We start from the raw sequence: 22,036 nt of genomic DNA on the forward strand, positions 1-22,036 counted from the left end.
ATGCAAATTTTATGGATTATTATCCGCCAGACGCCAAAAAATAACATTCAAAATCAGGAGTGTCTGGCTTTCTACACTAAGCCATTTGTGCTCAGTTCGCGTAAAAGGCTTGGCAAAGGGTGTCGATCGCCCCTATTGTTTGTCAATCGACAAACAATAGGGTAACACGATGAGAACCATAAAAGGACCCAGCCTGCATCTGGCACAATTTAGTGATGACCTCGCGCCTTTCAACAGCCTGCCGACTCTTGCAAAATGGGCGGCCGAGAATGGCTTTAAAGCGCTGCAAATTCCGGCGTGGGATACACGCCTCTTTGACGTCAACGTCGCTGCCGAAAGCCAGAGCTATTGTGACGATATCCGTGGCATGCTGGCGGAAGAGGGACTGGTCATTAGCGAATTGACGACGCATATTTTTGGCCAGCTGATGGCCGTTCATCCTGCCTATGAATCGCTGTGTGACAACCTGGCGCCCGCGTCGCTGCGCGGGAATCCGGCTGCGAGAACCGAATGGGCGAAAGGGCAGCTTTTGGCCGCCGCCAAAGCTTCGTCACGCCTCGGATTGACCGAGATGGGCACCTTCTCAGGCTCGCTGGCGTGGCCGTATATCTTTCCTTTCCCGCAGCGCCCGGAAGGGTTGGTTGAAGCGGCATTTGACGAATTGACTCGCCGCTGGTTACCGGTGCTCGACGCCTGTGACCAGCAGGGCGTTAATCTGTGTTATGAAATTCATCCCGGTGAAGACCTGCATGACGGCGTGTCATTTGAAATGTTCCTTGAGCGGACCGGTAACCACCCGCGTTGCAACATCCTTTTTGACCCCAGTCATTTTGTGCTTCAACAGCTTAACTATCTGGATTACCTGGATATCTACAAAGACGTTATCCGCATGTTTCACGTTAAGGATGCTGAATTCACGCCAAGCGGCCGTCAAGGGATGTACGGCGGCTACCAGTCATGGATCAATCGCGCGGGTCGCTTCCGTTCAACGGGCGACGGTCAGGTTGATTTCAAAGGTATTTTCAGCAAATTAGCGCAAAACGACTATGCCGGGTGGGCGACGCTTGAGTGGGAATGCTGTTTGAAAAATCAATACGATGGTGCACGCGAAGGCGCTGAATTTATTCGCCAACATATCCTTCATGTAACGGAAAAAGTGTTCGATGACTTTGCCGCCGCACCGGTGAGCGTTAAGCAGCTGCAACAGCTGTTGGGCATAAACGGACAGAAGGCGTAAAGCATGGAAACTCAAGACTATTTTTGTGCACAACAGGCAGCCAAACAGCATCACTATTTGACGGTGGGTCATCGCCGTCTGCACTACGTGACGCAAGGGCGAGGCCCTGCGGTGCTGTTGATTCCCGGCTGGCCGCAGACCTGGTATACGTGGCGCGACGTAATGAAACACCTCGCGCAGGCGGGATTCACCGCCGTCGCCGTCGACTCTCCCGGCACCGGTGAGTCGAGTCCGCCGTGTGGCGGGTACGATACCGGCAATATTGCCGCGCTGCTCAATCAGCTGATGCAGCATCTCGGTCACGCGCGTTACTCACTCATCGGTCACGATATCGGCATGTGGGTAGGGTACGCAATGGGGGCTGACTTTCCTGATGCGGTGCAACGAATGGTGCTGACTGAGGCGGTTATCCCCGGATTAGCGCCCGCACCTGAAATCTTCGTCAGTGGTGAAGAGAATTTGTTCCTTTGGCATTTCATGTTCAACCAGCTAGCCGATTTACCCGAGGCGCTGACTCAGGGGCGCGAGGCGCAGTATCTGGGCTATATCTTTGATAAATGGTCGTGGCAACGTAACAGGGTGGCGGCGGAGGAGTACGTTAAGGCCTACAGCGCGCCGGGCAGGCTACACGCCGGATTTAACTATTATCGTGCCATTCCGAAAACGATTCGCCAGAATCAGAAACGCGCATTGACGCCGTTAGCCATGCCGGTTCTGGCCATCGGAGCCTCCCATGCGACGCGCAATGCGCCGTTTGAGACGATGCAGAAGGTCGCACCAATGCTTGAAAGCGCGATGGTAAGCGACTGCGGGCATTTTATTACCGAGGAGTGTCCCGAGGATTTTTGTGCGCTGATAACGCCATTTTTATTGCGGGAAAGCCTTTAAACACCCTAAAAAAGCCTGCCTGCCGCAACGGCAGACAGGCTCACAGGTGAGCATTAATCAGTTAAAGACCATGCCACCGTCGATAAGCAGCGACTGGCCGGTCATGTAGTCGGAGTCAGGACCGGCGAGATAGGACACGCAGCCAGCCACGTCTTCCGGTTCGGAAAGGCGTTTGAGGGTGATGTTTTTCGCAAACTCCTGCGTTCCGTAGCCAACAGGTTTTCCTGCCGCTTTAGACACCTGACGGTCGATCTCTTCCCACATCGGCGTTTTCACAATGCCGGGGCAGTAGCCGTTGACGGTAATGCCGAGCGGAGCCAAGTCGCGTGCTGCCGTTTGGGTCAGGCCGCGCACCGCAAATTTGCTTGAGCTGTAGATGGCGAGTTCGGGATTCCCGACGTGGCCCGCCTGAGAGCAGGCGTTGATGATTTTTCCACCGTGTCCGAGGGATTTAAACGCGCTAACCGCCGCCTGAATGCCCCAGATAACGCCTTTGACGTTGATGTTATAAACTTTGTCGACGATTTCAGGCGTAATATCTTCAATTAGGGTGGTGGGGGCGATGCCCGCATTATTGACGATGACGTCAAAGCCGCCCAACTGCTGTTTTGCGGCTTCCACCGCAGAGAATACCTGATCGCGATCCGAGACATCCGCCAGTTGAGCAATCGCTCTGCCACCGGATTGATTGATTTCTTCTGCTACCTTTTTAGCGGTTTCGCCGTTGAAGTCGACAACGGCGACCGCAAAACCGTCTTTCGCCAAACGCAGTGCAATTGCACGGCCGATACCCTGGCCGCCACCCGTTACCAAAGCTACTTTTCCATGGTTAGACATACAGCCTGTCCTCTGTTAAGAATGAGTCTCTTGTTCAGGTGCTACGCGCAGTGCAAAGAGTTCTCATGCTCTTTGCCGTTGCGGGAGCTCAGGTCAGGTGTACGCCTCTCGGGACGGATGTTCAATTGTTGTTAACGAAGATTGGCTTTTTATTGATCTTGATTAACTTTTAGTGAGTAAAGCGGCTTTTCTGATCGCGTATTCGTAACCCTGAATACCAAAACCACAAATAACACCCACTGACACATCGGACAGGAAGGAGTGATGGCGGAACGCATCACGCTTGTGAACGTTGGTGATATGCACCTCAAACAGCGGCACATCAATAGCGGTCACGGCATCACGAATCGCCACCGAGGTATGGGTCCAGGCGGCGGCGTTGAGCACCAGTGCGCTGGTGTTGCCACGGCATGACTGAATCTTCTCAATCATTTCACCTTCAAAGTTGGTCTGGAAGAACTCAATCTCCACCTCACATTCTTCACCCGTCTTGCGGCAGAGTGCTTCGATGTCGGCCAGAGTATCGCGACCGTAAGTTTCAGGCTCGCGAGTGCCGAGCAGGTTGAGATTACATCCGTTCAGTACCACAATTTTACGCTGCATTCTTTTTCCTTAATCCTTAAATCCAAACAGCCTTTTCGGCGTTTCCCACATGATTTTTCTCTGCGTATTTTCATCAGGGAAAAGACGCTCTACCAGCATCAATAACGTGCCCAGGTCCATACGGTGCTCGGCGCGCAGGAACGGCCAGTCAGAACCCCACATGCACTGGTCAGCACCAAATGCCTCAAGCAGCGCGTGCTGATAGGCATGACCGTCGCCGTAAGGGAAGGGCTGACGGCTGAACTTGGACAATCCAGACAGTTTGACCCAGCAGCGGCCGCTGTCGCCGAGCGAGAGCAGCGACTGGAAGGCCGGTTGCTGCAAACCTGCGCTCACATCAGGGCGACCAGAGTGGTCAAACAGCAGTTTGGTTCTGCTGCGCGCCAGCATGGGCATCAACGCCAAAAGCTGGTCATCCTGAACCTGAATGGCGGCAAACATGTTGAGCTCGGCAAGTTTGCCCATCATATCGTCGAAGGCGATAAAAGGATCGACTCCGAGCATCGCGACATTAAGTGCGATACCGACGACGCCGGCCTGTTTCAATTCGGCTAGCCTTTCAAGGCTGCTGTCAAAAGGCACCACCGCAATACCGCGAAAACGGCCATTGCCTTTTTCAAGGGCGTCCAGCAGACAGCGACTGTCGGTGTTATAGCCGGAAGTTGGCCCCACTATCAGCGAATGACGGATGTTATAGGCCTGCATCACCGACTGATAATATTCCACCGTACCAATCTCATGCCCCTCTGGGCGATAAGCCGTATCCGCAATATAGGGAAAATTGATCGGATCAAAAACGTGGTGGTGCGTGTCTATTTTAGGCTGGTCGAAAATACTCATGCCTTGGCTTTCCCCGCAACAGAATAAAGAACCTGCTGGTTACGTGTTTTCTGGAACTCTTCCAGCGTCTGGCCGCGCATAGCAGAGTAAATGTGCAGGTTAGATACGCCGACCACTGCACCCAGTTTCTCCAGCAGGAAGAAGCTGACACCGTACTGAATCATTGAACGCCAGTCGAGGCTGCGGATCATCGATTGTTCATCGGTTGTCAGTTTGTTTTCATCAAACATCGCCTGCTGTCCGCTCAGGAAGCGCTCACGCCACGCAGGCTGAATCAGACGATGCAGGAAACGGTTGATACGTAACGCTTTCAGGCTACGCGCCTGGGTAAACGGATAGGTGCCTTCAAGCTTCTCAACGCCGGCCATTTGCAGGGCAATTTTGTCGCGCTGACGCTGGTGCACGTCGACCGGGGCTTCGCGAGATTTGTTCTCGAGCACCAGGGTTGCAATCCCCGTCATCGACGGCAGATAGTACGCATGGTGCAGTTTCTCGACGTTGGCAGACAGTGCGCCACGCATGACCAACCACATGATCTCTTCCGAACCTTCCATGCCGCTCAGCGTCGCGTATTCGGCGATGGTCATTTCGGTCAGACGTTCCGGATCGTTAACCAGCATGTCAACAAACTGCTCGTCCCACTCTGGATTGTTAAATCCGCAACGCTCGCCGTGAACCTGGTGAGATACGCCGCCGGTGGCAACGATTGCCACTTTCAGGTCTTCCGGGAAGCTTTCTACCGCGCGGCGCAGTGCCTGGCCCAGCTTATAGCAGCGGCGCGCGGTCGGAATAGGGAACTGCAACACGCCAATCTGTAGGGGAACAATCTGCGTCGGCCATCCGTTTTCCGTGTGCGGCATTAGCGCCGACAGCGGAGAGAACAGGCCGTGATCCAGCGGTTTGTCCATAAAGAATGACATATCGAACTCATCGGCCATCAGGCTTGCACCGATGTGCTGCGACAGTGCGGCGTGGCCTTTTACGGCAGGAATATCGCGCGGGCCACCGCCTTCGTCCGCCACTTCATAGCTATCATCAATGCCCAGCGTGAAGGCAGAATAGTGATCGAAGAAGAAAGAGGTGACATGGTCGTTAAACACATAGATCAGTACGTCTGGTTTTTTCTCGTCCAGCCATTTTTGCATGGGAGCAAAGCTTTCAAAGATAGGCGACCAAGCGCTTTCATTTTGCTTGTTGTGGTCAACCGCAAAACCAATGGTTGGGGTATGAGATACCGCCAATCCGCCGATAATTCTAGCCATACTGTTTGCCTCTACTGCATCAGTTAAAAGGGTAGAAGGAATTTTCCTTCAAAAATTTCAATCAATGAATCTTTTATCAAAGATTAACGAACATTCATGGTGCGTGACAGCTCCGGAATATCATTAAGGTCGATACCTTTGATCATTTCGACCGGATGCGCCGCACGGTGCATCAAAATACTCAGGCCAGCCAACAGCGCCGGGACGGCCAGAACCAGGAAAATCACGTTTTGACCCGAGAACAGGCCAAGCAAAATACCGCCGGTGGACGAGCTGATAATCGCCCCGGTGCGGCCTACGCCGTGCATCCAGCAAACGCCGGTTGCACGCATCTCGGTCGGATAAAATGCCGGAGAGAAAGCCTGCAATCCAGTCTGTGCGCCGTTAATACATACGCCGCTAAAGAACACCAAGACCGCCAGCGTGTTGGCACCAAAGTTACCGATGCCCTGCGACAGCAGGCAGGTCATGCCGATGAGATAGAACAGGGCAATGACGCGACGCGCTTTGAAACGGTCCATCAGTCCGCCGACCATCAGGCCACCAAAGGTGCCGCCGAGCTGGAAAAGACCGGCGACGATAGCGGCACGCTCCATCGTGAACCCACTGTTACGCATAATCGTTGGTAGCCAGCCGTTCAGCAGATAGATAACGAACAGGCCCATAAAATAGGTTAACCACAGCACCAGCGTGCCTTTCGCGTAGCCTTGAGTGAACAGCTGGAACACCTTGGCTTTCTGCTGGATAACGGGCGCTTTAAGAACAAATTTGGTTTCGCTTGAGAATACCCCGCCTGCACGACGCAGTACTTTTTCAATCTTCTCTTTGGCAACGTTGCGCACCACCATGTACATCGCAGATTCAGGCAGGATCCACAGCAGCACAGGCAGCATAACGAGCGGCACGATACCGCCGAGGAACAGCACCGATTTCCAGCCAAAGTGCGGCAGCAGACCTGCGGCAATAAACCCACCGAGTCCGGAGCCGATGTTAAAGCCGCTATACATCACGGTTATCATCAGGCTGCGGCGGCGTTCCGGCATGTATTCGGAAACCAGCGTGACGGTATTAGGCATGACGGCACCCAGACCTAAGCCGGTCAGGAAGCGGAGAATACCCATTTCCATCGGCGTGCGAGCGAAGGTGCTCATCATGCTAAACACCGCAAAGCACAGGATGGAAATCAGCAGAATGCGTTTTCTTCCGAAGCGGTCGGCATAAGGACCGGCAACCAGTGCGCCGATGGCGACGCCAAACATGGCCGCGCCGAGAATTGGCCCCATTGCACCTCGACCCATACCCCAATCATCCATGAGTGCCGGTGCAATAAAGCCCATCACTGCGGCGTCATAGCCGTCAAACATAATAATGATGAAACACAGTGATAAAATCAGCCATTGATAACCCGAAATAGATCGAGAATCTATCCAGGCTTTTACATCGACAATACTGTTCTGACTCATGGGGTACGCTCTCTATTTTTTTTATTAATATGTGATCGGATTAAAACTTTCAAAAAATATTCTCGTTTTTATATCGATGCATCCATGCAGAGAGTGACGGCTTATAAAAATAATTTTATATATTAAACAATATCTTGTGCTGTATGAATATTGTGTCCGTTCAACCACGTTAGGGGCTGAAAAGCACAATGTCTGCCATAAAATCGTTATGGAGGTATGATTTTTATTTATATTGATGTTTTCGCGTGTCTAAAAGTTAATGCGTATTTTCAGCTTAAAACTGGGGGTTGAAAGATTAAAATAAATGTTTAAAAAGACCATCATTCGCTCGGAATATTAATCAGAAAGTTTAAAGCCGCTGCCATCATCTTAAAGTGTCTTACGGTCACATTTTTATTGTTTAAATAAGGCCGCGTTTGCGGCCATTATTTGAACTGAATTACTTTTTAGGACAGCTGCCTGTTAAGGTCAGCGCGATAACTCAGCCGACGGGTGGTCTGGAAAATGAAGAAACCGGCAATCGCGAGCACAAAAACTATCATCCCAAAGGTTTGCGGATTATGGCCTGAGAGCGGCCCGATAATGCCGGCAATGATGGCGGCAGCCCCAATCTGCATCGCACCCATCAGGCCAGAGGCTGAACCGGCATTATGGGGTACGGCGGTGACTGCGCCGCTAGTACCTAAAGGAAGCAAAAATCCGTTTCCTAATGTCATGATTGATATCGCGGTAATGGAACCGATATAGAAATTAGGGGCAAAATGGGTGGTCAGAAACATCACAATGCCGCCTGCCACAAAAACCAGGTAACCCGTCGCCAACGCCTTATCCAGCGTTAGCCCTTTTGACATTGTCCAGCGCGCGATGAGGTTGCCGGTGACATAGGTCAGCGAGAGACTCAGGTAGGTAAAGCCTATGACTTTATTTGATACGCCTTGCTTTAGGAGTAAAAAAGGAGACTCGGCGATATAGGCATAAAAAACGGCATAGGCAATGCAGGGGATCAACGCATAGTGCCAGAAGCGGCGCGACAGCAGCAGGGCGATATATCCCTGCATCACATCAACGGCGGACAGTGGATTGCGTTTTTCCCTGGGGAGCGTTTCGGGAACCGCGGTCAGCGTCAGAAACAGCAGCACTACGCCAAAAAGCCCGGCGAAAATGAAGCACGCATGCCAGCCAAAAAGATTGCTGATTTGCCCGCCAATCATCGGTGCCAAAGCCGGAGACATACCCACGATGGGGAAAAGAGTCAGGAAGATTTTACCGGCTTCCTCTTTGCTAAACAGGTCACCAATAATTGCGCGCCCGAGCACGATACTCGCGCTTGCGCCAACGGCCTGCGCCAAACGAAGGGCCAGCAGATCCTTAAAATTGGGGGCGTAGATGATGGCAAAGGTCGCAAGGATAAACAGGCTCGTCCCGAAAATCAGCAGCTTCTTACGTCCCAGACTGTCAGACAGCGGACCATAAACCAGCTGCATCAGTGCGACACCGAGAAGAAAGTGTCCCAGCATCTGTTGGCCCTGACTCGGGGTCACACCAAATTGGCGGACAATGTCAGGCAGGGCGGGCAGGAAAATGTCGCTCGAAAAGAGACTGAGCACCAGCATCATCACCACGGCGCACATTAGCAGGAAACGATTCCTTATGACTTCTTTCATATTTATTCTCTATAAGTGTTGCCGCCGTTATTGGGCATTAACACGGCGGCTATTTTAGCTAGGGGCTCAGCATTTTCAGGGGATTGTCCAACCAGATGGCATTTCTACGTGCCTCTGACAGGTTCATTTCTTCGAACCACTTCAGGCTTTGGTCATACCATTCAGGAAGATCGATTTGGCTGGTCTGGCCAAGATCCGAACTGTATACAACGTTCGGCACTTCGCTGAGAACGCGGCTATAGTCTTCCCAGGTCTGCCAGCCGAGCAGATAGGTGAGGGCAGTCTGTTCGATAAACAGCCAGTCCGCGCCTGAGAGATTGACGAGATCCTGCGCCGACAGGCCTGTCATCGGATTGGCCGGTTGGTTGAGCATCAGGCGAGGAACGCCGATTCTTTCCGCCATCTCGATAAGCGTCAGCGTTTCCGCGCGGGAGGTATGCCCGCTCGAAATAACCACTGGATTGTCGCGCGCCAGGTGGAGGATTTCGATGACGTCCTTATGTAATGCGCCGTTTTCATCACTTATTGAAACACCCTGCGAGCGTGCTTTGGCGCAATAGTCGTTGGCCAGCGTCCGATCAACCTTATTTTTGTTTTGCACGGCGGTTACCGTCGGCAGATGAATAATCATTCTTCCGCTGTGTTCGGCCTGCCTTTTGCACAAGGACTCTTCAACGCTCCTCCAGGTTGGCCCACCGGCCACCTGATTGAGCACCACCGAACCCATGACCGGCAGCCCACAAAGCCTTGCCGTTTCGGCCATGGAAACGCTATCGCCGAGATGATTTTTGAGAACCACGGCACCGCCGAGATTTTTGTAGATTTCGCCCGCCGTAATTACGTTATGCCGGCGAATAAAGGTGTCAGGAGAAACGTGATAATGAACGTCGAGAAACGAAATTCTGTCTCGCCAATAGGTTATAAAGTCATGACTCATTTTCAGGCCTCTGCCAAATCTTCAACCAGGCCAGCAAGGACATTGCCCTGCTCATTGCCTTCAGCGTTTTGGATATATTCAAGGATTTTATCGGCCATTTGCTGTGTTGTAGCGTTGCCACCAAGGTCATAGGTGAGCGTATCGCCAGACTGGATAACCCAGGTGACCGCACGTTTGACTTTTTCTGCTTCGTTGCCAAAACCCAAGTGCTCAAGCATCAGGCCAATGGTGAGGAACATCGCGGCGGGATTCGCTTTACCCCTATTCGCCATGCGCGGCGCGCTGCCGTGAACGGGTTCAAAATAAGGCGTCTCGGCGCCAATGTTGGCGCTAGGGGCTATTCCCAGACCGCCCATCACGCCTGCTGCGAGATCGGAAAGAATATCACCGTACATATTTTCGGCGACAATAACCCCGAACCGTTCAGGTCGCTGTACCAGCCAAAGCGCAACGGCATCCGCGTTGTGAATTTCGGCGTGAATGTCCGGGTACTCTGCTGCAATCTCCCAAAAAATATCGCTGGCAAACTGGCCGCTTTCACGAAGCACGTTGGGTTTGTCCGCATAAGTGACGCTTGGATAGTTATTGGTTTTGGCGTATTCAAAGGCATAACGGATGATTCGTGCCATGCCAAAGCGCGTCACGATTCGCACGCTCATGGCGACATCTTGATGCCCTGAACGGTCAATGTTGGTGTGCGTAACCCAGCTGCGATACTCCTCGGGAATACCACGACGGTCCAGACCACAGTAAAGCCCCTCGGTATTTTCACGTAAAACGACGCAGCGGAAGGGGCGTTGCCCAGGTTTGATGCTGTAAACCGGCCTGACATTGGCAAAAAGTTCGAGTTTTTGACGCATCTCGATTAACGGTGATACGTATTTATGGCCTTGTCCCTGAAGTGCCGGGGTCAACTCTGCTTCGGCATCCTGTTTGCCTTTGCTGGTTATTGCACCCAACAGTACGGCGTCAGACTGGGTAATTTTTTCCCACGTCTGGGCCGGAATGGGCTGGGCACTTTGTTGCCAGCACTGCCAGCCGATTTGAGCAAACTCGAGGGTAATCGGTAAATTCAGCAGCGTGAATACGGGCAGCGCTGCATGACAAACTTCGGCACCCACGCCATCGCCGGGAAGCACGAGAACTTTTTTCATTACATGGCCTCCTGCAAAAACGTTTCCACGGCCTTAATGGCCTCAAGCGGAACGTCACGGAAAGGATGCATGCCACAATGAGGCAGTTTTACGCTTTGATGGTCGCTGCGACCCTGAGCAGGAACGATGTTGACTGTATTAACGAGTCTGGAATGACTGCCATAAATCCAGAGGGCGCTGCCCTGATAATCGGCGATAATATGACGTGCATCTGCGCTTTGAAGCTGCTTTAAGCCGGTCGCCAGTCTTTCAACAGTACCTATCGGGGCTTGACCTTCGACTTGCGGGAGGGTGTCATCGGTATCTGGGCGAATGCACCAAAGGAGTTTTTTCAGGCCCGCTTCCGCAGAGATTTCGTTCAGATCGATAAGCACCCCATTTAGTTTTTCACGCAGCAGACTGTCGCAATAAGTCGGCGCCGAGATGCCAATAAATTTGGAAACATAAGCAAGCTCGTTGGCGAGGAGATGCTGAGCGATTGCGCCGCCGTAAGCCTGCCCTATCAGCAAGTCGATATTGGGTTCATGTTCGAGCAGAAACTCACCCCAGACTGCGGTGGCTTCATGCAGATCTTTTGTGCCCTTACACAGGCCGACGGTATCGTAGACTGCAACGCTGTAGCCAGCATTGGCCAGCCAATCTAGAAGAGGTTGGCAGAAAGCGCCGCCGTCCCACTGTGCCATCATCGGAGAAAGCATGATGGCTCTCGGGCCTTCCTGGTTCCCACACTCAACACGAATGTCATTTATACTTAACATTGCTAACATCACCCTTACGTTATGAGCGACTAAAATGGGAACGGTCCCAATTTCAGGCGCAATTTTTTCTGATTGGACGTACTGAAAAATTCTCGCTGACCAACTTGATTAAATTCAATGTGTTGGCTGTAGTACATCATGGTGTTAAGCGCGAGTATCAGCTATAATATTTTTTGGCACACTTGGGACCTAAATTGTTGTGGATATAAGAATACTCCGATCTTTTGCCGTCGTTGGTGAGCTTGAACATATCGGGCAGGCCGCAGAAAAACTGCACATCTCCTCCTCGCCTTTGAGCAGGCAAATACAACTGCTTGAGGATGAGCTCGGTGTTGAACTCTTCCACCGGGAGAAAAAGCGCTTGCGGCTAACGTCGGAAGGAAAGGATTTTCTTGGCGAGGTTCGGGCGTTCTTAAAGCATCACGACAGGTTGAAGGACAGAGGGAAAAATCTGGGCAAAGGTCTCGCCGGCAGGCTTGATATCGGCTACGTCGAAGCGGCGATTCATTCCAGGCTTCTGCCTGAGACGCTGGCACGGCTTGATTGTTCACCGGATGTTGATATCCACCTGCATGCCTTCCGCTCTAAGCAGCAAATTGAAAGCCTACGCGACAGAACGATAGATCTCGCACTGCTGCACACGCCTCCCGAAGAAAGCGATGAATTCGAGCAGAGAAAGGTTTTTTCGGAACCCATTGTGTTAGCGATGCCCGTTAACAAGCGCTTATTGCTGCCGACGCCTGAAACCCTCGACAGGCAGCCCTGGATTGCCGACCGGGAGGGCCTAAACCCGGCAGCGCGTATTCGGCTACTGCACGCCTGTGCGGTGAGCGGTTTTACCCCGAATATCCGACTTGAAGTCACTGGCCCTTTGGCCGCGCTGTCCTGCGTAGAGGCCGGGCTGGGGTTCACCTTTATACAAAAAAGTCTGGCGCGTATCCGCTCTGCCAACGTGGAAATTGCCGAACTGCCCTGGTTCCCGCTCGAGGTGTCTATCCACGCTGTCTGGAGAAAGAATGAAACCAAACCGCTCATACTCCGCGTGCTGTCGACGCTAAACGATTTCTAAAACGCCATTTTTTCATGCAGCACGAGTTAACGCTGGTGTATTCTTTATAGAAACCAAAAACGCTTCATTTATTTCTTCACGAACACAACAGAGCTGACTATGCATTCCTCTCTCTTTCATCGTTATCACGGTTTGGGCAACGACTATCTGGTTTGTCATCAAAGCGTGGCTGCACAATTTTCTCTCGAACAGATCGGCCGAATTTGCGACCGCAATTACGGTATCGGCTCCGACGGTTTACTGATTGATATCGATGATGAGGACGTGCCGCGCGTACGTATCATCAATCCCGATGGTTCCGAAGCAGAGAAGAGCGGCAACGGTCTGCGTATTTATGCGCGCTATCTGTTTGATATAAAAAGAGTCGGTCATGAGCCTTTCCTGGTGAATACGCTGGGTGGGCAGGTGACCTGTGAGGTGACAGAAGGCGCGCATCAGGTGATCGTCGATATGGGGCAGGCGAAATTTACCCCCTCTGCGCTACCTGCACACGTTGAAGGAGAGCACATGCTCGACCAGCCGCTGGTGGTTGCGGGGCATGACTTGAACGCGACGCTGGTCTCGATGGGCAATCCGCACTGCGTTATTCGCGTCGAAAAGCTCGATTTAGCCCTGGTTCATCAGCTGGGCGCGGAAATCGAAACGCTGGCAATTTTCCCAAAACGCACCAACGTACAGTTTGTTGAGGTTATCGACCGTCAAAATATCAGCATCGGTATCTGGGAGCGCGGAGCGGGTTACACGCTAGCATCTGGCAGTAGCAGCTGTGCCGCAGCCAGTGCGATGCGCAAACTGGGGTTGGTGGATGACCGCGTCACTGTCACCATGCCGGGCGGTCAGCTGGCTATCTCCTTCTCGGGAGACTTTATGGTTAATATGCGCGGCCCGGTGCAGAAAATCGCCGACGTCACGCTGGACGCCGACTGCTTTTACGACTTGAACTGATCCTGTCGAAAGCCACTCTGTCTTGAGTCGAAGAGTGGCCCTTCACCGTTGAGCCTTAGGCCTCAAGATACCCTCGGCGATAATCAGCAGTCGCCGACGGGTCACAAATCTTTGCAGCTGGCCAAGCAGCCAGTTGTTGCAGCCGGTTATCAGGTAGTTACGCTGTTTATCCAGCGCCTTTAGCGCCTGACTGACCACCGCATCGGCCTTCATCCTTTTCCCTACCGAGGCCTCTTCAGCGTTCACTACATCGAAAAATGCCGTATCCGTTGCGCCGGGACACAGCGCCAGCACACGCACGCCGCGTTGACGGTTCTCGGCCCACAGCGCCTCGGAGAATGACAATAAAAAGGCTTTGGTTGCGCCATAGATTGCCATGTAGGGATCGGGCTGGATGGCGGCAGTGGATGCCACGTTGATAACAGCGCCGTCGCCGCGTTTTAGCATGGCGGGCAGCAGGGCGTGGGTCAGTTCAACCGGCGACAGGCAGTTGAGTTGAATCTCTTCGCGTTGGCGGTCCAGAGAAAGCGCATCGAACACGCCGTAGGTGGCAAAACCGGCGTTATTGATCAGAATGTCGGGGAAAATTTTGGCTTCATGCAGTTGACCCATGATGGTGGCAGTGGCGTCCACGGCGCTGAGATCTTGTGCAATCACCCGCGTTGTCACGCCATGCTGCTGCGTCAGCCTGTTGGCCAGCGCTTGCAGCTTGTTCTGGGTCCGCGCAACCAGAACGAGACTCACGCCACGAGCGGCAAGCTGTTCGGCAAATTCCAGCCCAATCCCTGAGGATGCTCCAGTAATGAGCGCCGTTTTTTCTGAATAATTGAAAGATTTCATGCCCGTTTTCCTGTTTGAGGTTATGCTGCAAACAGGGTAAACCGTGGACTTAGGTCTACGGTCAAGTCCATTTTAACCTTTCATCGGAGAGCTGAACGATGCGCATTGGAGAGTTGTGTGCCAAAGCTGGCGTCCCGCGCGATACGGTACGTTACTACGAGCGGCAGGGGCTGCTCGAACAGGCCTCACAGCCTAACGGCAGCAACAACTATAAAGTCTATTCGGCGGTTGACCTGCAGCGGCTGAAGATGATCAAGCATGCAAAAATGTTGGGCTTCACGCTCAGTGAAATCGCCGAGGTACTTGCGGTCTGGGTTGACAGCCAATTTTCTGTCGAACAGAAGAAGGCCAGCCTGCAACGCAAGCTGGTACAGATTGAAGAGAAAGAGCGGGCGCTGGCCGAGCTGCGCGTGGGGATAATCAACGCGTTGAATAAGGTCGGCCAGCCGTGTGACGATGCGTTTTGACTCAGCGCTGGCGGCCTAAAACCGAGGCACCGACCAGCCCGCCCTGATTCACGAATTTTCCGGGGACCACCAGCGGCTGCGGATACTTGTGCAGCGTAGACTCACGCACTCGCTGGTCGAGCGCGGCAATCAGCGGGATGACGCTGGCAAGTCCGCCGCCGACCACCACGCGGGTTGCCCCGAGAATGTTGACCATCAGGGTAAGAGGTTCGCTTACCAGCGCCAGCCATGCGTTGAGGGTCTGCACCGCCTGAAAGCTTCCCGCCTGCCAGCCCTCGATAATCTGATGACTGGTCAGCGTTTGCTGGTGCAGCTCGAAATGCAGGCGCTCGATGCCACGGGCGCCGCCGAGCATGTCAAGGCATCCGCTCTGACCGCAACCGCAGAGCAGACGAGGCACTCTGACCAATTTGTTGTCCAGCAGCAGCTCGGTGCGGGTAATCGCCCCATGACCCCATTCACCGGTGACGCCGCCGTGGCCGCGCACCAGTTGTCCGTTAAATACTAGCCCGCCGCCGACGCCGGTGCCGAGAATAATGCCGACCACAATCGGCAGTCCCTGACCTTCGCCGACGTGCGCCTCGGCCAGCGCAAAGCAGTCGGCGTCATTCGCCACGCTGACTTTGCGTTTGAGTATTTGCGTGAGTTCGGCAGCAAGATTGTGCCCGGTAAAGCTCGGAATATTGGTCGCCATTACCTCACCGGACTGTGGCGAAACCAGTCCGGCAGTCGAGATGGCCAACGGGGCATCCGCAGCAACCTCTGCGCCGTGCTCGTTCAGCAGCATCTGCATCGCCAGCACAAACTCGTCCCAGGACTGGGTTGGGGTGGCGACCTTCGCTAATACGGTAACCTCGCCCTGCTGGCGGGAGAGGCCAAATTTAATAAATGAACCGCCGATATCGGCACAAAAAACCGCAGTGCCTGTGTTTACCATCATGAACGCTTGTCCAGTAAGTCGCGCAGCCCATCGCCCAGTACGTTAAAACCGAGCACGGTCAGCATGATTGCCAGACCCGGGAACAGCGAGAGATAGATATTAATGCCGAGAAAGTTTCGACCATCACTCATCATTGTACCCCATTCAGGCATGGGCGGCTGCACGCCGAGGCCGAGAAATGACAGGCTGGCGGCGGCGAGAATGACGGTTCCGGCGGTCAGCGTCGACTGCACGATGATAGGCCCAACGGCATTGCGCAAAATGTAGTGCACCACGATGCGATACCACGACAGGCCCAGCGCCTGCGCTGCCTCTACGTATTCCATGCGCTTGAGGCCGAGCGTCAGGTTACGGCTTAGCCGTGCATAAACCGGAATGGCAAACAAAGAAATAGCGATCAGCAGATTAATCAGACCGCCGCCCAGAATGCTGACCACCAGAATCGCCAGAACGATACCGGGAAACGCAAACAGCATGTCCATCACCCACATAATTACCAGGTCAATGTAGCGACCGGCCATCCCCGAAATGACGCCGAGCGGGATGCCAATCAGCATCGCCAGCCCCACGCTCAGCACCACCTCGACAATCGAGATACGCGCGCCGTAAATCACCCGGGCGAAGATGTCGCGTCCATAGTCGTCGGTGCCGAACAGATGGTCAGCCGAGGGGGAAAGCAGGGTATTGAGCAGATCCTGAGTGTAGGGGTCGTGGCCGGTTATCCAGGGTGCAAGCAGTCCGGCGATGACGATAGCGGCAATGATTGCGCCGCCAAAGGTGATGCCAGCATGACGCCATAACCAGCGAAACACCTGGGCAGTTCGGCTCTTTTTGCGCGCAGAGAGTGCGGTTAGGGTGCTCATCATTCAAACCTTATTTTCGGGTTGAGCAGGGCTATCAGCAGTTCACCGAGCAGGTTCATGATAACCACGCCGCAGACCGCGACCAGCGCGACGCCCTGAATGACCGGATAATCGCGATAGCGCACGGAGTCGACCAACAGTCGGCCAATGCCCGGCCAGTTGAATACCGACTCGGTGACCACCGCGCCACCGACCAGGCTGCCGAAGTTCAGCGCCACAATGGTGACAATCGGGATAAGCGCATTGCGAAACGCATGGCTACAGTAGATGCTCATCGCCGACAGCCCTTTGGCCCGCGCGGTGCGGATATAGTCCTCGGAAAGCACGTCGAGCATGCTCGAACGGGTCATCCTTGCCATCACCGCCATCGGCAAAACCGCCAGCGTGACCGACGGCAGAATGTAGCTTTTCCATGACGATGCACCGAGCAGCGGCAGCCAGCCGAGCTCCACCGAGAAGGTGTTCATCGCCATCAGCCCCAGCCAGAAGTTCGCCACCGACGCACCCGCAATAGCCAACAGCATCACGCCATAATCGGGCCAGCGGTTGCGGTAAATCGCCCCCATCATGCCCGCCGGAACCCCAATCACAATCGCCAGAAAATAGGCCAGCACCGCCAGCGCCAGCGTGTAGGGCAGCCGCTCGCCAATCTCCTGGGTGACCGGCTGCTGCGACTGGAGCGAAAGCCCGAGATTGCCGTGCAGCACGTCGCGGGCGAAATGCGCATACTGGGTGACCAGCGGCAGGTCCAGTCCAAGGCGCGTACGCATATGATCGACGGCCTCCTGCGTCGCCTCGGGGCCAGCCATCATGCGCGCCGGATCCCCCGGCAGTGCGCGGATCGACACAAAAATCAGCAGCGATACGCCAATCAGAATGACCGGAAAGGCCAGCAGTTTTTTGGCTAGATAGGCTTTCATGCCGCTTCCTACTGTTTATGGGCGTCTTTGACTATCACGTTTCCACCGGGGATCATCCAGACGTTGGAGATGTTGGCCCCGGTGGCATAAAGATCGTTCTGGTAATACAGCAGCACCTGAGGCGCCTGTAGGTTAATCTCCTGCTGGGCCTGCACGTAGAGCTGATTGCGGGCGTTTTCGTCCAGCGTAGAGGCCGCGGTATCAAGCAGCTTGTCGAGTTTGGCATCGCTGAAGAACCCGAGGTTGGCCCCGATTGGCGCAAAGCTGTCCGAGTAATAAAGCGGTCGTAGCTGCAAGTCGGCCCCGCTGACGCCGGAAGACCAGGAGGCCAGAATAGCGCCGGTGCCGTCGGCTTTTTTACCGGCCGGATCGGCGAAAGCGGCTTTGGTCCAGACGCCGCTTTCCATTTGACGCACGTCAAGCTTCACGCCAATTTTGGCCCACATGCTTTGCAGTACCTGACCAATACGCGCGTCTGCGCCCTGTACGGCGATAGACATTGAGAAACCGTTGGCATACCCGGCCTCTTTTAGCAGTGCCTTGGCTTTCTCGATATTCAGTGGGTAAGGGTTAAGCGATTTGTCATAACCGGGAGTGATGGGTGCCAGCGGGGAGTTGGCCGGTGTGGCGAAACCAGACATGATGGCGCGCACCAGCCCATCGCGGTCGGTCGCGAAGTTAAGCGCCTGGCGGACGCGCACGTCGTCCAGCGGTTTTAACTGGGTATTCAGCGCGACCCAGAACACTGACGCCCCTGGGCTTTCATGCAATACGAATTTAGGGTTGTTTTTCAGCATGCGGGCGAACTGCGGCGGAACGGGATTGATAACGTCGGCTTCACCCGCCTGCAGCGCCATATTCATGACCGAAGACTCCGAACTCCAGGTCCATTTGATGTCTTCGGGGCCGTCTGACTTGCCCCAGTAGCCTGGATTTTTCTCTTCCAGCACGTATTCACCGGTCTTGTACTGCACCATCTTGTAGGGGCCGGTGCCTACCGCTTTGCTGTCCAGTGTGCCGGCCTTGTCGGCGGTCGGGCTGACCATCAGGCAAGCTCCCGTGGTCAGCAGATTCAGAAACGCCGGGTAGGGTTTCTTCAGTTTGAACACCACCGTGCGGTCATCGACCTTGGTGACGCTGTCGATAAAGGTGCGCAGACGACCGCTAGCCGCCAGACCGCGTTTCACGTCCAGATGGCGGGCAAAGTTGGAGACGACTGCGTCGGCGTTAAACGGCGTGCCGTCGTGAAACGTTACGCCGCTGCGCAGCGTAAAGGTCCATACCAGCCCACTGGCGTCGCTGCTCCACGAGGTCGCGAGCGCCGGTTCGAGCTTCAGCGCGGGCGACATTTTCAGCAGCCCTTCGTACATCGGATCCAACACCGTGGCTGTGAAGGTTGCGGTCTGGTTGCCCGGATCCATGCTGCGCGGCGCCTCGTTTTGCATCACCGTCAACGTGGCTGAGTACGCGGGGGAAGCCAGTGCGCCGAGCAGCGCACAGCCAAGCAACGTTAAACGTCCCGGACAGCCGATGGTTCTGAAACCTTTCATAGATTTTCCTCTGCCAATGTTGCGGTGATGGCGAAAATTGCCTTTGTGGCATTTTCTACAATCTCTGGGTATTTATTTCATATGAAATGCTTATGTTTCATTATTTAGTAAATTTTGTGAACTAATTGGCATTGATATATTCATTTTATAAGTTTAATGTCAAGGCAGATTAGCCAAAAATGAGAGCGCGAAAACGGAATGCTGAGTTCACTACAACGGCAAATATTAGGGGCGATCAACTCTGCCGCAGGGCTGAGCCGTACCGAACTGGCGCAGGTGTGCGGCATGAGCAAGGCAGCCATAGGTGGCGTGGTCAGGGAGATGATCGACGCGGGCTATTTGCATGAGTCAGAAACCGTTAACGGGCCGGGGCAGGGGCGGCCATCCGTCAGGCTGATGCTGCGGCCCGAAGGGGCTTATTTCATCGGCGTTTCGCTGCTGCAAACGCCGGCGCAGATGGCGCTAATTAATTTACAAGGTGAAATTATTGCCCGCGCCGGTTTCACGCTTTCTCGAGAGCCTGAGGCGCTGGCGCAGAACATCGCCCACGCGTTACCCGACTTGTTGGAAGGGCACACTGACGCTGCCGCAAGACTCATTGGCATGGGGGTCACGCTCTCCGGTTTTATTGATGAAAACCAGTCAACCTGTGTGCAATCGGCGCTGTTGGGCTGGCGCGATGTGCCGCTGGCAAGTCTGGTCGCGGCGGCTACCGGCCTTGAGGTGTTTATCGAAAATGACGCCAAGGCGTTGGCGGTCAGTGAAAAACGCTTTGGGCAAGCGCGAGACCTCGACACCTTTACGCTGGTCAGCCACGGCGCTGGCATTGGCAGCGCGCATTTTATTGCCGGCAGGCTGCACCGAGGTCTGCACGGCGGCGCGGGGGAGATTGCCCACTGCACGCTGGAGCTAAACGGGACACCGTGCCGCTGCGGCAAGCGCGGCTGTCTCGACACCATCGCCTCGCTGAATGCCATCATGGAGATGGCGCGCGAAGAAAATCTTGGCCTGAGCAGTCTGGCGGAGCTGGAGCAGCTGGCGTCCGGCGGTTCGGCGGCGGCTATCCGCATCCTGCACCGTGCAGGCACGGCGCTGGGACTGGCTATCGCCCAGCTGATCCAGATTCTCGACCCCAGCCTGATACTCATTGCCCATCAGGCGGGTGCCTTCGGCGGGCTGCTCGGCACGGTGGTACAGCAGTCGATCGAAACTAACGTATTGCCCGGTTTTGCCGGATTGACGCCGGTGAGAACTTTCCCCATCGATGAAGATACCTGGGTGCGTGCAGCGGCAAGCATTGCGGCCCATCGTTTTCTTGATGGCCCTGACAACCCGTAGAGGTAGAAGATGCGTATAGCCGTTGGCGGTATTCATATCGAATGCAGCACTTATAATCCTGTTCTTAATGAAGAAAAAGATTTCCGCGTGGTGCGCAACGATGCGTTGCTGGCGGCACCGTATTTTGCCTTTCTGCAGGACTATCCTGCGACCTTTTTACCCACGGTTCATGCCCGGGCCATCGCCGGAGGGCCGGTATCCCGCGCCACCTACGACGCGTTCAAGGCGGAGATGCTGGCAGGGCTCGAGGCGCACAAACCCTACGACGGCGTTTATCTCGCGATGCACGGTGCGATGTACGTCGAGGGCATGGAAGACGCCGAGGGTGACTGGATTAGCGCCGCGCGCGAGGTCGTCGGGCCTGATATTCCGATTAGCGTCAGCTATGACCTGCACGGCAACGTTTCACAGAAAATCATCGACGCCATCGACCTGTTTTCGACCTACCGTACCGCGCCGCACATCGACGTCGAAGAGACCATGCGCCGTTCGATTTCCATGCTGGTCAAGAGCCTGCAAACCGGCGTCAGGCCGACCCTGCTTTGGGTGCCGATCCCGGTCGTGCTGCCGGGCGAACGGACCAGTACCGAGGATGAACCGGCGAAAAGTCTCTATGCCTGTCTGCCCGCGCTCGACCAGATTGAGGGCGTGTGGGATAGCTCGCTGATGGTCGGCTACGTTTGGGCCGACGAGCCGCGTGCCACGGCGGCGGCTATTTTTACCGGTACCGATCGCCCGCTGCTTGAACGCGAGGCCATCAAACTGGCGCAGGCGTATTGGGACGCGCGTGAAGACTTTGTCTTTGGCTGCAAAACGGACATGCCAGAAGCCTGCGTGCGCGACGCTATTGCCAGCCAGACGCACCCGGTGGTGCTGGCCGATTCTGGCGATAATCCCACCGGCGGTGGCGTAGGCGACCGCGCCGACCTTCTGGCCGAGTTACTCAAACAGGGCGCGACGGGCGTCATTGTTGCCGGTATTACCGACCAGCCTGCGACCGAGGCCGCCTTCGAGGCGGGCGTCGACGCGCGCATAACGTTATCCGTGGGTGCCTCTCTCGATCCGTCCAGTCCGCAGGTGCACGCCGAATTTACCGTGCTGCGTTTGCTAGATGCACCGAACCAGGCTGAACGACAGGCGGTGCTGCACGTCAACGGCATCGACGTGGTGGTCTCCGCTCGCCGCAGGCCTTATCACCATATTGCCGACTTTACGCAGCTCGGCCTCGACCCGCAGCAGGCCAACGTCGTCGTGGTGAAATCCGGCTATCTGTCTCCTGAGCTGGCGCCGATTGCGCGACCTAATCTGATGGCGCTCTCCGACGGCGTGGTCGATCAGTTCGTGGAGCGACTGCCGCGAAAGCGTAAAACGGTGCCGACTTTTCCGTTCGATAAAGATTTCACCTTTACCCCTGAAGTCAAAGTCTCTGCCCGTTCAACTTCTCTTTAATTAAAGGATAAA

The 22,036-nt window shown here is 54.7% G+C and carries 21 protein-coding genes; 7 read left to right on the forward strand and 14 right to left on the reverse strand.

Translation table 11 applies throughout. The features are described 5' to 3' along the window. Positions 1 to 169: 169 nt before the first annotated feature. Both O1V65_RS03985 and O1V65_RS03990 read left to right on the forward strand, forming a co-directional pair. Entirely contained in the window at positions 170 to 1,237 is a 1,068-nt protein-coding gene (locus O1V65_RS03985) for a sugar phosphate isomerase/epimerase family protein (RefSeq protein ID WP_084913062.1), read from the forward strand. Between the two features lie 3 nt (positions 1,238 to 1,240). After that, on the forward strand, positions 1,241 to 2,125 hold the full coding sequence (locus O1V65_RS03990; protein ID WP_017490138.1) for an alpha/beta fold hydrolase: 885 nt from the start codon (positions 1,241 to 1,243) through the stop codon (positions 2,123 to 2,125). Between the two features lie 57 nt (positions 2,126 to 2,182). Here the strand turns inward: O1V65_RS03990 and O1V65_RS03995 are convergent, their stop codons facing one another. The 9 genes from O1V65_RS03995 to O1V65_RS04035 form a co-directional block, all read right to left on the reverse strand. Continuing rightward, positions 2,183 to 2,962 (reverse strand): (S)-acetoin forming diacetyl reductase, encoded by a 780-nt coding sequence (locus tag O1V65_RS03995; RefSeq protein ID WP_017490139.1) that lies wholly within the window; start codon positions 2,960 to 2,962, stop codon positions 2,183 to 2,185. A 162-nt stretch (positions 2,963 to 3,124) separates the two neighbouring features. Next, the gene (gene aroQ / locus O1V65_RS04000) at positions 3,125 to 3,565 is read right to left on the reverse strand and encodes a type II 3-dehydroquinate dehydratase (RefSeq protein ID WP_017490141.1); all 441 of its coding nucleotides are present in this window, start codon (positions 3,563 to 3,565) and stop codon (positions 3,125 to 3,127) included. A gap of 9 nt (positions 3,566 to 3,574) precedes the next feature. Continuing rightward, complete coding sequence (locus O1V65_RS04005; RefSeq protein WP_017490142.1) at positions 3,575 to 4,405, reverse strand: amidohydrolase family protein; 831 nt, start codon at positions 4,403 to 4,405, stop codon at positions 3,575 to 3,577. Next, positions 4,402 to 5,667: a gallate dioxygenase gene (locus O1V65_RS04010; RefSeq protein ID WP_269130200.1), complete on the reverse strand. Its 1,266-nt coding sequence runs from the start codon at positions 5,665 to 5,667 to the stop codon at positions 4,402 to 4,404. Before O1V65_RS04010 ends, O1V65_RS04005 begins: the two co-directional genes overlap by 4 nt. 83 nt (positions 5,668 to 5,750) lie before the next feature. After that, positions 5,751 to 7,130, reverse strand: coding sequence for an MFS transporter (locus O1V65_RS04015; protein WP_017490144.1), 1,380 nt, complete (start codon positions 7,128 to 7,130; stop codon positions 5,751 to 5,753). A 446-nt stretch (positions 7,131 to 7,576) separates the two neighbouring features. Further along, positions 7,577 to 8,794 carry a multidrug effflux MFS transporter gene (locus O1V65_RS04020; protein WP_026110296.1) on the reverse strand — a complete coding sequence of 406 codons (1,218 nt, stop codon included), beginning with the start codon at positions 8,792 to 8,794 and terminating at the stop codon, positions 7,577 to 7,579. A gap of 58 nt (positions 8,795 to 8,852) precedes the next feature. Then, on the reverse strand, positions 8,853 to 9,731 hold the full coding sequence (locus O1V65_RS04025; RefSeq protein ID WP_017490146.1) for a DUF6282 family protein: 879 nt from the start codon (positions 9,729 to 9,731) through the stop codon (positions 8,853 to 8,855). A 2-nt stretch (positions 9,732 to 9,733) separates the two neighbouring features. After that, positions 9,734 to 10,885, reverse strand: a complete 1,152-nt coding sequence (locus tag O1V65_RS04030) for an isocitrate/isopropylmalate dehydrogenase family protein (RefSeq protein WP_017490147.1) — start codon at positions 10,883 to 10,885, stop codon at positions 9,734 to 9,736. Further along, positions 10,885 to 11,643: an alpha/beta hydrolase family protein gene (locus O1V65_RS04035; RefSeq protein ID WP_269130201.1), complete on the reverse strand. Its 759-nt coding sequence runs from the start codon at positions 11,641 to 11,643 to the stop codon at positions 10,885 to 10,887. The genes O1V65_RS04030 and O1V65_RS04035 overlap by 1 nt, the downstream gene beginning before the upstream one ends. 199 nt (positions 11,644 to 11,842) lie before the next feature. Between O1V65_RS04035 and O1V65_RS04040 the strand changes: the two genes are divergently transcribed. Both O1V65_RS04040 and dapF read left to right on the forward strand, forming a co-directional pair. Further along, a complete protein-coding gene (locus O1V65_RS04040; RefSeq protein ID WP_026110299.1) occupies positions 11,843 to 12,712 on the forward strand; it encodes a LysR family transcriptional regulator in 870 nt (289 codons plus the stop codon). Between the two features lie 99 nt (positions 12,713 to 12,811). Continuing rightward, complete coding sequence (gene dapF / locus O1V65_RS04045; protein WP_084912495.1) at positions 12,812 to 13,657, forward strand: diaminopimelate epimerase; 846 nt, start codon at positions 12,812 to 12,814, stop codon at positions 13,655 to 13,657. Positions 13,658 to 13,699: 42 nt separating this feature from the next. Here the strand turns inward: dapF and O1V65_RS04050 are convergent, their stop codons facing one another. After that, positions 13,700 to 14,497, reverse strand: coding sequence for an SDR family NAD(P)-dependent oxidoreductase (locus O1V65_RS04050; protein ID WP_017490152.1), 798 nt, complete (start codon positions 14,495 to 14,497; stop codon positions 13,700 to 13,702). Between the two features lie 98 nt (positions 14,498 to 14,595). Here O1V65_RS04050 and O1V65_RS04055 point away from each other — a divergent pair, with 98 nt between their 5' ends. Further along, positions 14,596 to 14,964, forward strand: a complete 369-nt coding sequence (locus tag O1V65_RS04055; protein ID WP_084912493.1) for a MerR family transcriptional regulator — start codon at positions 14,596 to 14,598, stop codon at positions 14,962 to 14,964. Position 14,965: 1 nt separating this feature from the next. On the opposite strand, the gene O1V65_RS04060 is transcribed toward O1V65_RS04055, so the two are convergent. The 4 genes from O1V65_RS04060 to O1V65_RS04075 are packed head-to-tail and all read right to left on the reverse strand — an operon-like array spanning position 14,966 to position 19,237. Continuing rightward, complete coding sequence (locus tag O1V65_RS04060; protein ID WP_269130202.1) at positions 14,966 to 15,904, reverse strand: ROK family protein; 939 nt, start codon at positions 15,902 to 15,904, stop codon at positions 14,966 to 14,968. Further along, a complete protein-coding gene (locus tag O1V65_RS04065) occupies positions 15,901 to 16,767 on the reverse strand; it encodes an ABC transporter permease (protein ID WP_017490155.1) in 867 nt (288 codons plus the stop codon). The genes O1V65_RS04060 and O1V65_RS04065 overlap by 4 nt, the downstream gene beginning before the upstream one ends. Beyond that, complete coding sequence (locus O1V65_RS04070) at positions 16,767 to 17,687, reverse strand: ABC transporter permease (protein WP_017490156.1); 921 nt, start codon at positions 17,685 to 17,687, stop codon at positions 16,767 to 16,769. Before O1V65_RS04070 ends, O1V65_RS04065 begins: the two co-directional genes overlap by 1 nt. Before the next feature lie 8 nt (positions 17,688 to 17,695). Further along, positions 17,696 to 19,237, reverse strand: a complete 1,542-nt coding sequence (locus O1V65_RS04075) for an ABC transporter substrate-binding protein (protein ID WP_269130203.1) — start codon at positions 19,235 to 19,237, stop codon at positions 17,696 to 17,698. Between the two features lie 198 nt (positions 19,238 to 19,435). Here O1V65_RS04075 and O1V65_RS04080 point away from each other — a divergent pair, with 198 nt between their 5' ends. After that, the gene (locus tag O1V65_RS04080) at positions 19,436 to 20,575 is read left to right on the forward strand and encodes an ROK family transcriptional regulator (protein ID WP_084912491.1); all 1,140 of its coding nucleotides are present in this window, start codon (positions 19,436 to 19,438) and stop codon (positions 20,573 to 20,575) included. Between the two features lie 9 nt (positions 20,576 to 20,584). After that, positions 20,585 to 22,024: a M81 family metallopeptidase gene (locus O1V65_RS04085; RefSeq protein WP_017490159.1), complete on the forward strand. Its 1,440-nt coding sequence runs from the start codon at positions 20,585 to 20,587 to the stop codon at positions 22,022 to 22,024. The last annotated feature ends 12 nt before the right edge of the window (positions 22,025 to 22,036 follow it).

The sequence above is a fragment of the Rouxiella badensis genome (assembly GCF_026967515.2).
Taxonomy (GTDB): domain Bacteria; phylum Pseudomonadota; class Gammaproteobacteria; order Enterobacterales; family Enterobacteriaceae; genus Rouxiella; species Rouxiella badensis.